Consider the following 14,123-nt stretch of genomic DNA (forward strand, 5'->3'; position numbering starts at 1 on the left):
ATGTGCCGTTCCCACTTCGTGAACACTTGCCGGCCACCGTATCTCACCGGGCGGTGGTCTAGTTGACCGTCGAACACCCCGGAGAAGATGAGGTCAGGCAGCTCGCGCGACGGGTCGAGAAGGCCCGCGGGCGGCTTGCGTACCAGTTCGATCCAGCGCTGACCGAGGCCCTCTCCGAACACGAGCTGCAGGCCGAACGCGATCTCGCGGAGAAGATCCGCGAGCAGGAACGCGAGCAGCGCTGGAAAAATGTACAGGCGGCGGCATCGACGTCCGACCGCGCCAGGCAGACCTCCGAAGCGATCGCAAAGGCCGATATGCGAGATCTGTTGATGGCCCGCAAGGCAATTGCGGCGCAGAGACGAGAATCGAGCCCGCACGCGAAAGTGGCGTCGTTGTATCGGCACCGTGCCTGGTCGATGCGCGCTCTCGCGGGCGTGGTCATCGCCGGCATGCTGTGGTCGGCGGTCAACGTGCAGCACAACATCGCCCCCGGTGGCCCGAGCGACCCGCTGTACTGGTTCAGCTACCTGCTCGAGGGCATGATCAGCGTCTGCCTGGTCATCATCATGATCGGCACCAACAAGGTCGCCGAATGGGGAATCCTGGAGAGCCGCCGCCAGGTGGCGCTCGCCGAACTGGCCCTGCTGGCACTGACCGTCGGCCTCAACACCTATCCGTACCTGCGCAGCGGCGACTGGTACAACGTCGGCGTGCACGCAGTGGCGCCGGTCATGATCGGTGTAGCGCTGCTGGTGCACGACGCGGCGAGCCAGCGTTACGGCCAGGCGATCACCCAGGCCACCGATCAGATCCGCGACCTGCCCGACCCGGCCGAACAGATCCGCCGCAGCATGCCGACCTTCGTCAGCTTCATCCGGCAAGCCGCGCCCGACACCCGACCGGCTCCGATGGCCGCGCTGCCGGGCGTCAGCGATACCAAACCCGACGCGCCCGCCACCGAATCCGCGCGCACCGTGGAGACGGTCGATCCGATCGTCGAGCCGGATATCTTTACCCCGAAGAAGTCGAGTCGCCGATCCGATACCGATGCGTCCGATTCGGTCGCCGACGGCAAGGCGAGCAAGCCGCCGAAATCCGAGGCATCCGACGACGACTCGGATCCGCTGAGCGCCTACGACACCGGCCAGTTCCGCATCGCGGACAGCCTCGAGCAGGAGCTCGAGCAGATTCGTGCCGAGCGCAAGGCGGCCCGCGCCGCGAAGCAGCGCGCGTCCAACGGCTCGATCGTGGACTGATCCATACTCCGGTACGTCCCCTCGTACCGTCCGCACAACAGCCCGGCGCGCTGAGCGCCGGGCTGTTGTCGTCTCCGAGCGGCGTGGCGTAGGTCACAACCGGGCGCCTCCGACTACAGTGCCTGCGGTCAGCGCAATCATTGCCGGCGTTTCGGGTTTCGTGTGGAAGTTCGAGGAGGCGTGGTTTTGCTCGTCCGTGGTTCCGGATGCCGATGAGTATCCGCAAGCAGGCACTCGGGTTCGGCGCATTCGCCATCGTCTCGATTCTGGTCACGGTGGTCATCTGGAATACCCTGGCGCGCACCGTGAACGGCCCGACCGACCGTTATTCGGCGATCTTCAGCGATGTGCTCGGATTGCGGCCCAACGACGACGTGCGCATCGCCGGTGTACGGGTCGGCAAGGTCACCGAGATCGGCTTCGACGTCAATCCTCAGACCAACAAGCACCTGGCGAAGGTGACCTTCGAGGTGCAGCGCGATCAGCACCTCTACACCGACACCAAGGCGCTGGTCCGCTATCAGAACCTCATCGGCCAGCGGTATCTTGCGCTGGCGCCCGGTACCGCACCGGATTCGCGCCTGCTCGCGGCCGGTGGCCGGATTCCACTGGAACGCACCGAACCGTCCTTCGATATCTCGGCGCTCCTCAACGGCTTTCAGCCGCTGTTCGAGAATCTGCTTCCGGAACAGGTGAACGACCTGTCGACGACGTTGATCCAGGCGCTGCAGGGCGACGGCGTATCACTGTCCACCTTCATCACCCAGGCCGCCGCACTGGCCTCGGACTTCGAGCGTCGCGACGCCATCCTGAAAGACATCATCACCAACCTGTCCGGAGTGATGTCGGGTCTGGCCCGGCGCAGCGACGAACTGGAAACCCTGATCACCCAGACCCGGGCGCTGATCAGCGGACTCTACGACCAGGGGCAGTCGCTGCTGGCCTCGACCACTCAGATCGCCACCGCCAGTGAGAGTTTGGTGGCGATGGTCCAGCAGGTGCAGCCGAAACTGGTTCCCGCGCAGAACTCGACCCGCGACGCGCTGACGGTGCTGATCAACAACGGCGCGAAATTGGATCAGGCCGCGATAGATCTGCCCGGAATCCTGTCCGACGTCGGCAAGTTCTCCGGCGACGGCACCTACGCCACCGCGTATCTGTGCTCCCTCGATGTCTCGCTGTACGGAATCCTGTTCCCGCGCGGACTGTTTTCGCAGATCGGCGGTCATGCACAGTCGGCGGTCTGCCGGCCCTGACCCGCGACGGCAACGGGCCCGGCTCCGCGAGGAAGCCGGGCCCGTTGTGCGTGCGCTCAGGCGCGACTGCGAATCGCTTTGTAGATGACCAGAATGATCACGGCACCGACGATCGCGCCGAGGAAACTGTGCTGGACGGGCGGGTGAACGCTGAACTTGTGCGGGGCGAAGACCAGACTGCCCAGGGTCCCGCCGACGTAACCGCCGACGATGCCTAGCACGATGGTCAGAATCCAGCCGAAGTTCTCCTTACCGGGAACCAGGAGGCGAGCGATCGCACCGGCGATGAGGCCGATGATGATCATCGTGATGATACCCATGGTGAATCTCCTTGCGGGCAACCTGTAGGGGACCCGACCGTAGCAGGGGAAAGGCCCTGTCCGCAGGCGCATGTGCCTATAGTCACCGGACTGGCGCAAGAGTGTGTGACCGGCCGCTATGCGGGTATTCCGGTCCGAATCCACGGCCCCGGACACGACATCGCCCCAGGCGGATTCGCGCCCGGGGCGAAGGGGTCGTGCCGGCCGATCACAGCTCGGCGGGAGTCTTCTTGGCCACGCTGCGGACCTCGATGGCGTAGATCATCTCCATCACGCCCATGAAGATCAGCCACCACCCGACGACCAGTGCCAGCACGGTGATCGAGTGGATGGGCCAGACCACCAGTGCGATACCGCCGATCAGCAGCAGAATGCCGAAGAAGATCGCCCAGCCGCGGCCCGGGACCCCTTGCGGCGCTTCGGCTCCCGCGACCATGGCGGCGATGCCGCGGAACAGCCAGCTGATGCCGATCCACAGAGCCAGCAACACCAGGGAGTTGCCGATGCTGCGGAAGGCGAAGAAGGCGAGGATGAACGACAGGATGCCGCTGATGAGGGTCAGCACCCGGTAGCCGGTGCTGACGTGCGGGCCGAAGGCGGCGATCAACTGCAGAATTCCCGAGATCAGCAGGTAGACGCCGAACAGGATGCCGGCCACGGCGAGCGTCGGACCGGGCCAGACGAGCACGATAATCCCGACGATCACCGACAGCAGGCCGATGACCAGCAATGATTGCCATGCGCCACGGGCCAATTGGTGCAATGGCCCCACGTAAACTCCTTCTTTGCTGGTTGTCATGTGGGCAGGATAAATCCAGTGGATGCGATAGCGGGCAATTAACCAGTATCGAACGAGTTACGGTGTGCGAGCGAGCGCCGTATCCGGGTGTTTCCGCTGTCGTGCGGGTCCGATCTCGCCCGGCTGGGCCGCATTGTCGCGACCGCGTGATGGATAGGCTGTGTGCGGGTATCGACACCTGTCCACCGCTGCGCAGAATCGAGGCGTCATGGAACTGAGTCTGCACTACTGGAACTTCTCGACTCCCGCCGATCCGGCGCGTACCGCGGGTGCCATCGCGGAGACCGCGCGGATCGCCGAGGAGGCCGGTTTCACCGAATTCACGGTGATGGATCACTACTTCCAGATGGAACACACCGGGGTGGCCGAGGAGCCGATGCTCGAGGCCTACACGACGCTGGGGTACGTGGCCGCGCTGACGGAGCGGATGCGCCTGGCCGTGCTGGTGACCGGTGTGATGTACCGGTATCCCGGTCTGCTCGCCAAGATCGTCACCACCCTCGATGTGCTGTCCGGCGGGCGGGCGCAGCTCGGCATCGGAGCCTCCTGGTACGAGCGGGAGCAGCGCGGGCTGGGTGTGCCGCTGGTGCCGATGGGGGAGCGCTTCGAACGGCTCGAGGAGACGCTGCAGATCTGCCTGCAGATGTGGAGCGACGACAACGGCCCGTACCGGGGCGCGCATTATCAGCTCGACGAAACGCTGTGCGTACCCGCGCCGTTGAGCCGTCCGCGGCCGCCGATCCTGATCGGTGGTGGTGGTGAGAAGAAGACGCTGCTGCTGGTCGCCCGCTACGCCGACGCCTGCAATCTGTTCGCCTCCTCGCCCGAGGACGCCAAGCGCAAACTCGATGTGCTGCGCGTCCACTGCAAGGCCGAGGGGCGCGATTACGACGCGATCCGCAAGACCGCCACCTACATCGGCCCGGTCGTGGACGATCCGGACGCCTTCGTCGCCGACGCCGAACGCTATGCGGCGCTGGGCATTACGCAATTCGACATCATGCCGGACCGGAATCCGGTCGAATACGCCGAACGCGCCGCGGAGCTGGTGCCGCGCCTGCGCTCACTCTGAGGCATTCACTCGGAGTCATCCCTCGGAGCACGCCCGTACTCGCCGAAGGCCGGTTCCAGCAGATCGAAGATGCGCTCGGCCTCGGCGGTGACGGTGTCCGCGATCCGGCGCCGCGGCGCGCCGGACAGCTGCAGCTGTTGAATGCGCTGGAACAGCAGCCGGCAGGCCGCCGCCAATTGGGCGGCCGCCGTCCGGCGCAGCAGGTCGTCTCCGGGTAGCACGTCGGCCAGGGCCTGTTCGCGCAACTCGTGCAGTTCGCGCACCCGCGCGGTGAGTGTCGGGCTGTCTGCGAGCATGCGGCTGAATTCCGGTCCCGAGAATCCGACGTCGGCCGCGTAATCTTCTGCCGCGCAACGGAACAGGCGGCGTAGCGCGTCGAGCGCCGATTCGTCGGCGGCACGGGCGGTTACCGCGGCGGCGAGGGCGCCGACGAACTGCTCGTGATGGTCCAGCGCCAGATCCTCCTTGCGCGGGAAGTAGTTGGTGACGGTCTTCTTCGCCACCCGCGCGGCCTCCGCGATCTCCGCGATGGTGGTCGCCTCGAATCCGCGCTCGATGAACAGCCTGGTCGCGGTGTCGGAAATCTCCTGGCGGGTCTGCTGCTTCTTGGTTTCCCGCAGTCCGGGCGTCGCACTGGCCATGGCCGGAAATATTACCACCGACATAAAAATCGCCTTGACCTACCGCGGCGCGGTCGCCTATCTTACGTCGGTAGTAAGAATTCGAGGAGGTAGGGATGTTGCCCTGTAACAGCTGTTGAGTCACTTCGAGCATCAGCCCGCGGCCATCTGCCGCTCCAGGACGAAAGGCACTGTCGGTGCGCGCAATTCAGTTCTCTCCCGCGGCGGATCGCCTCGCCCGCTCCCGGCTCGTCGAGGTCGAACGTCCCGAGCCCGGACCGGGACAAGTGCTGGTTCGCACCGAATTGACCGGTGTAGGTGTCGGCCTGGTGCGAATGCTGCGGGCCGATGCCGCGGCGAATCCGGGCGGTGAGATGGTCGGGACGGTGGTCGCGGTGGGCCCCGGCGTCGCGGAATCCTGGATCGGAACCCGGGTGGGCGGGGTGGTGTTCGCCTCGTTGTACGCCGAATACGTCTGTGCCGCAACGGCGATGGTGACCGAGATACCGGCCGATGTGCCGGCGGCCGACGCCCTGGCCGTGGTGCGTGGCGGCCTGGTCGCGATGGGTGTGGTGCACGCGGCGAAAACCGTTGCGGGCGCCTCGGTTCTGATCACCGCCGCCGCGTCCGGAGCCGGACATCTGGCGCTCCAGCTCGCACGAGCCGCAGGAGCGTCCCGGGTGGTCGCCGCCGTCGGATCGACCGGAAAATTCGATTTCGTGCGGCAGTGCGGCGTCGATGACGTGCTGATCTACGACGATCCGTGGCCCCGTGCCGTCGACATCGTGCTCGACGGCGTCGGCGGTGACCTGGTGCAGCGCGGCGTGGACAGCCTGGGCCCGCACGGCACGCTGGTCGCCTACAGCGCCGGTGGTGGCGCGGTCGACACCTCCACGCTGCTGGGTGACCTCAAAACGGTCACCGGCTTCTCGATGGGACTGCTGTCGCGAACCGAACCCGCACTGATCGAGCAGTATCGGGCGCGGTTGTGGAAGCTGTTGGACGAGAAGGTGATACGTCCCCGCGTGGAGGTGCGTGACTGGACCGACCTGGATGCCGTCGTCGATCGGATCGCCACCCGCCGCAACCTGGGGCGGATGGCGATCAGCGCCGGACCCGGCCCTGGATGAGCGCGCTCGCGCTCACAACACCGCCTGGGTCTGGGTGACCTTGCCGACGAGTTTGCCGGCGTCGTCGTGGATTTCGGTTTCCACCACGATGAAACTGCGGCCCGCGTGCAGCGGCGTCGACGAGGCCACCGCGTAGCCGGACCGGATCGCCCGCAGGAAATTCGTCTTCGACTCCACGGTCGTGGTGCCCTGCTTGCCCTCCGGCAGATTCAGGTACGCGCACACCGCACCGGTGGCGTCGGCCAGCGACATCAGCACTCCGCCGTGCAGGACGCCGCCGAGGGTGCACAGGCTCTCGTCCCAGGCGAGCCGGCTGCGCACCAGCTTCGGCCCGTGCTCGAGCACCTCGACGCCGAGCTTCTCGGTGAACGGCATGGTGCTGTGGAACAGCCGGGTTCCTTCGGTATCGATCATGATGTCGAGCTTGCCCGGACGCGCGCGCGAGGTCCATTACCTTCGGGGTAACGGTCCCGGACGGCCCGCATCGGCCACCAGTTCAGCGGGCCCATCAATCGCACCAGCGCCGGCACCAGCAGCATCCGCACCAGCGTGGCGTCGATGACCAGCGCCAGGATCATGCCGAGGCCGAGGAATCGCATCGGCGTCAGCGGGGACAGCGTGAAGGCGCCGGTGATGAACACCAGAAGCGTTGCGGCGGCGGTGATCACGCGGGCGGTGCGGACCGTGCCGATGCGGACCGCGGTCACGGTGTCGCAACCGTCGTGACGGGCCTCGACCATGCGCGAGAGCAGGAAGACCTCGTAGTCGGTCGAGAGCCCGAAGACGACGGCGATGATCAGCACCATCATCCCCGCCGAGAGCGGTCCCACGCTCACGTGCAGCAGATCGGCGAGATGGCCCCGGCAGAAGATCCAGGTCAGGATGCCGAAGGTGGCGGCCAGGCTGAGGAAGGCCAGCAGTACCGCCTTCACCGGCAGCACCGCCGAGCGGAACGCCGCACCGAGCAGGATCAGCGTGGCGAGCACCATCACCGCGATCATCAGCGGCATCCGGGAGGTGATGGCCGCGACGCTGTCCACGGTGGCCGCGGTATCGCCGCCGACCTGGATCTCGACGCCGTCCGGCGGCTCGAGATTCCGTATGCGCGTGACGGTTTCGATGGCGGCGGGGGAGCGGTCCGGGTCGTTCAGGGCCGCGTGCAGCACCACCGCGTCGTCCACCGTGGCGAGTCGCTGCACGTCGTGCACACCCGGGACCGCGCCGAGCGCCCGGATCGCGGCGGCGGTGGGGCGGGAGTCGGGTGGGGCGCCGTCACCGCGCAGCAGGACGGTCGCGCCGCTACCGGCCTCCGGGAAGCGCGTGGCGAGTTCGTCGACACCGGCGCGCACGGCATTGCCCGCCGGGAGGGCCGTGTGGTCGACATCGCCCAGCCGCACACCCAGGAGCGGCGTGGCGAGCACGAGCAGCAGTCCGCCGACGGTGACGGCCACGACGCCGGGCCGGCGCACCACCGCGTCCACCACCCGGCCCCACCATCGCTCGGCGCGGCGCCGACCGCGGTCGAAGGCGTCGCGGCGCCAGCTCCAGGCGCCGACGCGGTGACCGAGCAGGGCGAGCGCGGCGGGCAGGACGGTCAGCGACAATCCCGCGGCCAGCAGTACCGCCGCGATGGCCCCGAAACCCAGCGATCGCAGTACCGCCTGCGGAAAAACGAAGGTTCCGGCGAAGGCGCAGGCCAGCAGCAGTGCTGAGAATCCCACGGTCCGACCGGCGGTGGTCAGGGTGCGGGTCACCGCCTCGGAAACCGCGGCACCCGCGGCGAGTTCCTCGCGGAATCGGGTGACTACGAACAGCCCGTAGTCGATGGCCAGGCCGAGTCCCAGCAGCGAGGCGACGTTCACGGCGAAGACACTCACCTCGGTGACATGCGCGATCACCGCGATCGCGCCCAGTGAGCCCACGACGGCCAGCACACCCACCAGCAGTGGCAGGCCGGCGGCGACCACCCCGCCGAACACCAGCACCAGAATCACCGCTGTGACCGGCAGCGAGACGGATTCGGCGAGCACCAGATCGTGGCGGGACTGCCGGTCGATCTCGTCGGCCAGGGCGCTGTAGCCGGTGAATCGCACCGAGACGCCGGGAACGGTCAGCGCCGCGGCGACGTCGTGGTAGGCGGCGATGCGCTGATTGTCGTCGCCGGCGGCGAATACCACGGCCAGCCCCTGCCGTCCGTCCGCCGACCGCAGGAAATTCTGGCGCGGTGGGGCATTGTTCCAATAGGTCTGCACCGGCTGCGCCAGCAGCGCCGGATCGATGTGGTCGACCGCCTGCTGGACGCGCGGGCCCAGTGCGGCGAGGTCCTGTCCGTCGGGCGCGGTGAAGATCGCGATCACATCGGGGTTCTGCCGGCCCAGATGTGCCGTGACCACCCGGTCGACGAGCGCGGATTCGCTTCCGGGATCGGCGAATCCGGCCGCGCTCACCCGCTGCTGGACGTCGGCGCCGAACAGTCCGCACACGATCGCGAAACCGATCGCCGCGAGCAGCACCAGTTTCGGGCGGGTGCCGACCAGCCGCGCCCAGCGCGTCATGCGGGGACCGAATCCGATTGCGGCAGTTTGCTTTCCAGTGTGGAGGCGATGCGGTCCAGCAGCGCTTCGAGCCGATCCTCGATGTCGCGGCCGTTGCGCGCGGAGACCGTCAGCTCGGTACGGCCGCCCGCCTCCACCATCGCGAACAGCAGCGGCATCGCGACGCTGTGCTGGGGCAGCACCCGCACCGACGTGGGCGACCAGCCGGTCACCGCCAGTTCGCCGAGATCGAAGCGGCCCATGTGCGAGACCGTCGCCGAGGCGAGGTTGCGCCCGAAGCGGGCGCCGAGCGCGTTGGTCGTACGCAGAATGGTGCGGCCGACGGCGTGCGGTGCGTTGGCGATCGCGCCGGCGGCAAACTGATTGAGTTCGGTGCGGTCCCGCAGACCCGCACGCATGTGTTCGCGCACCTGTCGCCAATCCTGGCCGGGCCGGATGTCGAGGAACAGCGGCAACGCCAGATTCGCCGTCGACCGCAGCTGCGCGTCGTGGCGGCGCAGATCGACCGGCACCATGATCCGCTGCGTGCTGCCCGCGGCGTCGGCCAGCAGCGCCGACACTCGCGCCACCGCACCGGGACCGGTGGCCCCGATACTGCGGTGCCGCAGCAGATGCCGGGGGCTGCCCACCTCCTGACGGCCGTGGCCGACCGCCGAGCGGAATCGGGGAATCATGGCGGTGGGACGTCCCGGCGCGCCGAGCCGCCGCACCAGTTCCCGGTCGGCGACCGGGTCGCGAAGTTCTTCCGGCTGTTCACCGCGCAGCGCGGCGAGGACGTTGCGAGTCCACAGCACCATGCCCATCCCGTCCATGACGCCGTGGAACACCCGGAAGATCACGGTGACCGGGTCGCCGCTCAGCAGCAGCACCTCACAGGTGGTTTCCGGGGTGGGGCCGATCGCCGACGCGAGGACCGGGTCGGCCTCGAGCCGGTCGTAGTTCACGACGTGTCCGGGAATCTCGCGCACGGCCGGGGGCACGCCGGTGTCCACCCAGTACTTGCCCTCGCGTCGCAGCCGGGCGCCCGGACAGGCGGCGGCCGCGACCGCGACCGCCCGGCGCAGCGCCTCCGCGTCCAGGGTCCCGGTTCCCGGGATCGCCAGTTGCATCAGAAACGGCGGGGCCATATCGCGCATCGGGAAGTACATGCGCTCGGTCGGGGAGATCCGCCGCCGGAAGACGGTACTCATGATCGGCTCCTGACTCTGCGTTACCGCAGCTCGCGGGTGAGTTGCTCGATGCCGCCCTCGGATTCGAGCCAGGACAGGAACCGGGCCAGGCCCTGTTCGCGGTCGATGATCGGCGCGTAACCGAAATCTCGTGCCGCCGCGCCGGTGTCGTAGGTGGCGGTGCGGGTCAGCAACGCCACCACGTAGCGCGACAGCGGTGGCGACCAGCGCCGCGCGATCGCCGGTATGCGCCAGACCGTTTCGATCACCGACACGGCGGCCGCCAGCACACGCGGATCCGGCCGGCGGCTGGGAGCCGGGTAGCCGAGGCCGCCCGCCACCTCGGCCAGGAAGGCCCAGACGTCGGTCCGCTCCGCATCGGCGACGAAATAGGCCTTGCCGCCGACCCGGTCGGAGCCGGCGGCGCCCAGACAGGCGTGCACGATGTTGTCCACATGGCACAGCGAGGCATGGACCGAGCGGCCGGACGACAGATCGGGCAGGCGCCCCTGTGCGGTCCGGCCGAGCAGGCGCACGATCGGGCCGGAGCGGTCGCCGGCCCCCCAGATCGCGCGCGGCCGTAGCGCGCAGGTGGTGAAACCCGGGGTGTCGGCGGTCAGGACGGTGCGCTCGGCGGCGGCCTTGGTCTCGGAATACAGGTTCAGGTAGTGGCGCGGATACGGCACCGATTCGTCGATGTCGATCTGATCGCCCCCGTCGCGATCCATCAGAGCGCTGGGGCTCGAGATGAATACGAAACGCGTGGCTCCGGCGGCGCGGGCGGCGCGCAGCAGAACTCCGGTGGCGCGGACGTTCTCGGTGTGGAACTGGGCGCGAGTGCCGCGTTCGTCGACGCGGGCGGCACTGTGGAACACCACATCGACTCCGGCGCACGCACGTTCGAGGGATTCGTCGTCGGTGAGGTCGCCGTAGGCGATCCGCACACCGTCGAGTTCGGGCAGATCGCCGAGGTTGCTGGTCCGCCGCGCGAGGACGGTCACCTCGTGGCCGCCCTCGCGGACCAGGCGGCGGACCAGCGCGCCGCCGAGAAATCCGGATGCGCCCGTGACGAGTGCCTTCACCGTTCGTTCTCCTCGAAAGATGCTGTGCTGCGGACAATTTCGGTGCGCCACCAGGTGAGCCCGAACAGCTGGGTCATGACGGCGGTGTACAGGCGCGACCGGCCGCTGCCCCGCGCGGCGCGCACGGCGACCGGAATCTGGGCGGCGTGCACGCCGATGCTGAGCACCGCGTCGATCCACCACAGCGCGCGCAGCCAGCGGCGGCCGGAGCTCCGGACCGCCGGACCGGCCAGCAGGAACAACCATCCCGCGATCGGAACAGCGCGCAGCGCAACAACTTTCACCTTCATCGCAACGCCTTCGCGGTCTGCCGAGCCGCCCACACCGCGAGCTGTTCGCGCCCGATCTTGGCGTTGTGCCGGATATCGACCGGAAATCCCGGATGAAACAGGAACTCCGAGATCCTGGTGGTCAGCTCGAATTCCGCGCCACGCGCCCGTAGCGCGGCGGCCACGTCGTCGCGATCGGCGTCCGGGCGCAGTTCCACGCACAGCATGGGGCGCTGTGCTTCCGCCGGCCCCACCCCGACCAGTGCCGTGCGCGCCACACCCGCGACGGCGTTGAAGATCTGCTCGACCTGCACCGTGAACATCGGACCGTCGGCGGTGCGGACCCGCTGGGATTTGCGCCCGCAGAACCAGATTCGCTCCTGGTCATCGATCCACGCCAGGTCACCGGTGCGATGCCAGACGGTCTCGCCGTCGACGATCTTGCCCGTCGCGTTGGCCGCGGCGGGCCAGTAGTAGCGAGTGCTCACATTCGGCCCCGCCACCACCAGTTCGCCGATGCCGCGGGTGGCCGCCAATTCATCCTCCCGGGCGCGGGCGTCCGCCCACGTGGGCACCGGGTCGTCGGTGATCGCCACGATTCGCGCCCGCACCCGGTCGGCCGGACGGCCGATGCAGGTGCCCGCACCGGCGCGGGCGCGTTCGGACGGGCCGTCCAGCAGCTCGCGCGATTCGATCGTCGACATCGGCAGTGCCTCGGTGGACCCGTATCCGGCGTAGACCAGCACATCCTCCTCGAGCACCGCGCGCAGGCCGGCGATACACCAGTCCGGGACCGGCGCGCCACCGGAATAGATGCTGCGCAGTGTCGGCAGCCGGGTGCCGGTCTGTTCGAGGTGGCGCAGCAGCGGGATCAGCACGGCGGGGGAGGCGAACATGGTGCGGACGCCGAACCGGCCGATCGCGTCGGCCACGTGCGCCGGATCGGTCGCACCCACCCGGCTGGGAATCAGCGGCGGCAGCACGCACTGCGAACCGAGCAGCAGATCCAGAATGCCGACCAGCGGCAACGTGATCAGCGAGGTCTGCGGCGGCACATGCCCGCGCGCGGCGTGGACCTGCTCGACCATGGCCGACAGATTGCCGTGGGTCATCTCCACGGCCTTGGCCGGTCCGGTGCTCCCGGTGGTGAACGCGATCATCAGCAGGTCGCCCTCGGGTGCCGGAGCGCGGTCCGGCGCGGTGCCGGACGGGCGGCGACCCCAGCTGTCGAATGTCGCTCCGCCCCAGAACCACCGCCGTCCGACCGTGACCGCGACCCGCACCCCGCGGAAGTAGCGGCGGAACAGCACCCGCGCCGCATGCGCCTGCGGAATGCCGATGAACGCCTCGGCGTCGGCCGCCTGCAGGCAGCGCAGCATCCGGCGCAGCCCCATACCCGGATCGATGACCACCGGCACCGCGCCGATCTTCAACAGTCCCAGCATGATCGCGTAGAGCTCCGGCCCCGGCAGCACCAGCACGATGGTGCGGGTTCCGCTGCCGACGCCCGCGGCGGTGAGCCGCTCACCGACAGTGTCGGACCAGCGATCCAGATCGGCGTAGCTCAGCCGCCGATAGTGCGGGGTGCCCGCATGGTCGGCATCGGCGAAATAGACCGCGGTGCGGTCGGGTGCGGCGGCGGCGACCACGCGGAACCGGTCGACCGCGCGCCAATAGGTACCGCTCACGCCGCCGCACCGGCGGCGACCGGCAGGCGATACACCGCGGCCGCCGCGGACGGTCCCGCGCCCGCCGCGACGAACAGCACGGTGTCGAAGCCGGCGAGCGAATCCTCCTCCACCGCATGGTGATAGGCCAGCGGCAACGCCGCGGTGTGTGGATCGCCGGCGGACAGGTCCGGGGTGCGGACCTCGCCGATACCGAGGGTGTCCGCGAGCAGCCGCGGGAACTTCGGCTTCGGCGTGGAGGCGATGAGAACGGTTGCGGCGGGATCGATTCCGTCGGCGTCGAGGGCGCGGCGGCCGGCGTCGGCGGCGATCTCCAGCAGTCGATCCTCGAATCCGGGTTCGCGTTCCACCGTCATCAGTCCGCGTCCGGCCGTGCCCATCGTGGTGACGTCGACATACGACTGCACCACGGGAGAACCCGAACCCGCGACGGTGTGCACGCGGCCGAAGCCGACCGGCTCGTCGGTGTGCTCGAGCAGCAGCGCGGCACCCGCGGTGGCGTAGGGGAACTCGTCGTCGGCCGCCGACCGGGCCAGCGACGGATGGGTGTCCCCGGAGACGATCAGGACGTGGCCCGATCCGGCGGTCTCGAGAATCGACTGCGCGACCTGAACCGCGTTGAGCACACCGGTGGCGCCGTTCATCAGGTCGAAGGAGAACGAGCGCGGGTCGCCGAACCGGTAGTCCAGTCCGATCCCCGCCTCCTTCTGGATCAGCGCCGACACCGCCGGTTCCACGGTGTTGGAGTCGCGGAAGATTCCCGCGTTGATCAGCACCCCGACCTGCTCCGGCGCCACCCCGGCGCGTTCGAGGCTGCGGCGCGCGGCGCGGCCACTGTGCTCGACGATGCTGAACGTGTCGCCCTCGCGACTGATTCCGGTGGATGTGATGGCAACGCCCATGA

General features: G+C 68.6%; 14 protein-coding genes. 4 read left to right on the top strand and 10 right to left on the bottom strand.

Annotated features, from left to right (window positions below):
- Nucleotides 1–62: 62 nt before the first annotated feature.
- Together IG65_RS0115555 and IG65_RS0115560 are read left to right on the top strand one after the other, a co-directional pair.
- Entirely contained in the window at nucleotides 63–1,259 is a 1,197-nt protein-coding gene (locus IG65_RS0115555; protein ID WP_030515631.1) for a hypothetical protein, read from the top strand.
- A gap of 212 nt (nucleotides 1,260–1,471) precedes the next feature.
- Complete coding sequence (locus IG65_RS0115560; RefSeq protein WP_030515632.1) at nucleotides 1,472–2,515, top strand: MCE family protein; 1,044 nt, start codon at nucleotides 1,472–1,474, stop codon at nucleotides 2,513–2,515.
- A gap of 56 nt (nucleotides 2,516–2,571) precedes the next feature.
- On the opposite strand, the gene IG65_RS0115565 is transcribed toward IG65_RS0115560, so the two are convergent.
- Entirely contained in the window at nucleotides 2,572–2,835 is a 264-nt protein-coding gene (locus tag IG65_RS0115565; protein WP_030515633.1) for a GlsB/YeaQ/YmgE family stress response membrane protein, read from the bottom strand.
- A 208-nt stretch (nucleotides 2,836–3,043) separates the two neighbouring features.
- A complete protein-coding gene (locus IG65_RS0115570) occupies nucleotides 3,044–3,634 on the bottom strand; it encodes an HdeD family acid-resistance protein (RefSeq protein ID WP_030515634.1) in 591 nt (196 codons plus the stop codon).
- A 208-nt stretch (nucleotides 3,635–3,842) separates the two neighbouring features.
- On the opposite strand from IG65_RS0115570, the gene IG65_RS0115575 reads away from it, so the two are divergent.
- The gene (locus IG65_RS0115575) at nucleotides 3,843–4,706 is read left to right on the top strand and encodes an LLM class F420-dependent oxidoreductase (protein WP_030515635.1); all 864 of its coding nucleotides are present in this window, start codon (nucleotides 3,843–3,845) and stop codon (nucleotides 4,704–4,706) included.
- 5 nt (nucleotides 4,707–4,711) lie between these two features.
- On the opposite strand, the gene IG65_RS0115580 is transcribed toward IG65_RS0115575, so the two are convergent.
- Nucleotides 4,712–5,347, bottom strand: a complete 636-nt coding sequence (locus IG65_RS0115580) for a TetR/AcrR family transcriptional regulator (protein ID WP_030515636.1) — start codon at nucleotides 5,345–5,347, stop codon at nucleotides 4,712–4,714.
- A 176-nt stretch (nucleotides 5,348–5,523) separates the two neighbouring features.
- Between IG65_RS0115580 and IG65_RS0115585 the strand changes: the two genes are divergently transcribed.
- Nucleotides 5,524–6,456, top strand: coding sequence for a zinc-binding dehydrogenase (locus IG65_RS0115585; RefSeq protein WP_156055639.1), 933 nt, complete (start codon nucleotides 5,524–5,526; stop codon nucleotides 6,454–6,456).
- Nucleotides 6,457–6,468: 12 nt separating this feature from the next.
- On the opposite strand, the gene IG65_RS0115590 is transcribed toward IG65_RS0115585, so the two are convergent.
- From IG65_RS0115590 to IG65_RS0115620, 7 genes are read right to left on the bottom strand one after another with little or no spacing between them, the layout of a single operon-like run.
- The gene (locus IG65_RS0115590) at nucleotides 6,469–6,870 is read right to left on the bottom strand and encodes a PaaI family thioesterase (protein WP_030515638.1); all 402 of its coding nucleotides are present in this window, start codon (nucleotides 6,868–6,870) and stop codon (nucleotides 6,469–6,471) included.
- A complete protein-coding gene (locus tag IG65_RS0115595) occupies nucleotides 6,867–9,011 on the bottom strand; it encodes an MMPL family transporter (protein ID WP_051756102.1) in 2,145 nt (714 codons plus the stop codon). The genes IG65_RS0115590 and IG65_RS0115595 overlap by 4 nt, the downstream gene beginning before the upstream one ends.
- Nucleotides 9,008–10,201: a hypothetical protein gene (locus IG65_RS0115600; RefSeq protein ID WP_030515640.1), complete on the bottom strand. Its 1,194-nt coding sequence runs from the start codon at nucleotides 10,199–10,201 to the stop codon at nucleotides 9,008–9,010. The genes IG65_RS0115595 and IG65_RS0115600 overlap by 4 nt, the downstream gene beginning before the upstream one ends.
- Before the next feature lie 20 nt (nucleotides 10,202–10,221).
- Nucleotides 10,222–11,262, bottom strand: coding sequence for an NAD(P)-dependent oxidoreductase (locus IG65_RS0115605; protein WP_030515641.1), 1,041 nt, complete (start codon nucleotides 11,260–11,262; stop codon nucleotides 10,222–10,224).
- Nucleotides 11,259–11,552, bottom strand: a complete 294-nt coding sequence (locus tag IG65_RS38510; protein ID WP_051756103.1) for a hypothetical protein — start codon at nucleotides 11,550–11,552, stop codon at nucleotides 11,259–11,261. The genes IG65_RS0115605 and IG65_RS38510 overlap by 4 nt, the downstream gene beginning before the upstream one ends.
- Nucleotides 11,549–13,219 (bottom strand): fatty acid CoA ligase family protein, encoded by a 1,671-nt coding sequence (locus IG65_RS0115615; protein WP_036524582.1) that lies wholly within the window; start codon nucleotides 13,217–13,219, stop codon nucleotides 11,549–11,551. The genes IG65_RS38510 and IG65_RS0115615 overlap by 4 nt, the downstream gene beginning before the upstream one ends.
- Nucleotides 13,216–14,121, bottom strand: a complete 906-nt coding sequence (locus tag IG65_RS0115620) for a hypothetical protein (RefSeq protein WP_030515644.1) — start codon at nucleotides 14,119–14,121, stop codon at nucleotides 13,216–13,218. The genes IG65_RS0115615 and IG65_RS0115620 overlap by 4 nt, the downstream gene beginning before the upstream one ends.
- Nucleotides 14,122–14,123: the final 2 nt, after the last annotated feature.

Source organism: Nocardia sp. NRRL WC-3656, assembly GCF_000720265.1.
In the GTDB taxonomy this organism is placed as follows: Bacteria; Actinomycetota; Actinomycetes; order Mycobacteriales; family Mycobacteriaceae; genus Nocardia; species Nocardia nova.

Excerpts from the sequence above, each read along its gene's own strand:
- IG65_RS0115560 (WP_030515632.1), top strand. The coding sequence starts at position 1,472 with ATGAGTATCCGCAAGCAGGCACTCGGGTTCGGCGCATTCGCCATCGTC.
- IG65_RS0115565 (WP_030515633.1), bottom strand. The coding sequence starts at position 2,835 with ATGGGTATCATCACGATGATCATCATCGGCCTCATCGCCGGTGCGATC.
- IG65_RS0115570 (WP_030515634.1), bottom strand. The coding sequence starts at position 3,634 with ATGACAACCAGCAAAGAAGGAGTTTACGTGGGGCCATTGCACCAATTG.
- IG65_RS0115575 (WP_030515635.1), top strand. The coding sequence starts at position 3,843 with ATGGAACTGAGTCTGCACTACTGGAACTTCTCGACTCCCGCCGATCCG.
- IG65_RS0115580 (WP_030515636.1), bottom strand. The coding sequence starts at position 5,347 with ATGGCCAGTGCGACGCCCGGACTGCGGGAAACCAAGAAGCAGCAGACC.
- IG65_RS0115590 (WP_030515638.1), bottom strand. The coding sequence starts at position 6,870 with ATGATCGATACCGAAGGAACCCGGCTGTTCCACAGCACCATGCCGTTC.
- IG65_RS0115595 (WP_051756102.1), bottom strand. The coding sequence starts at position 9,011 with ATGACGCGCTGGGCGCGGCTGGTCGGCACCCGCCCGAAACTGGTGCTG.
- IG65_RS0115600 (WP_030515640.1), bottom strand. The coding sequence starts at position 10,201 with ATGAGTACCGTCTTCCGGCGGCGGATCTCCCCGACCGAGCGCATGTAC.
- IG65_RS38510 (WP_051756103.1), bottom strand. The coding sequence starts at position 11,552 with ATGAAGGTGAAAGTTGTTGCGCTGCGCGCTGTTCCGATCGCGGGATGG.
- IG65_RS0115620 (WP_030515644.1), bottom strand. The coding sequence starts at position 14,121 with ATGGGCGTTGCCATCACATCCACCGGAATCAGTCGCGAGGGCGACACG.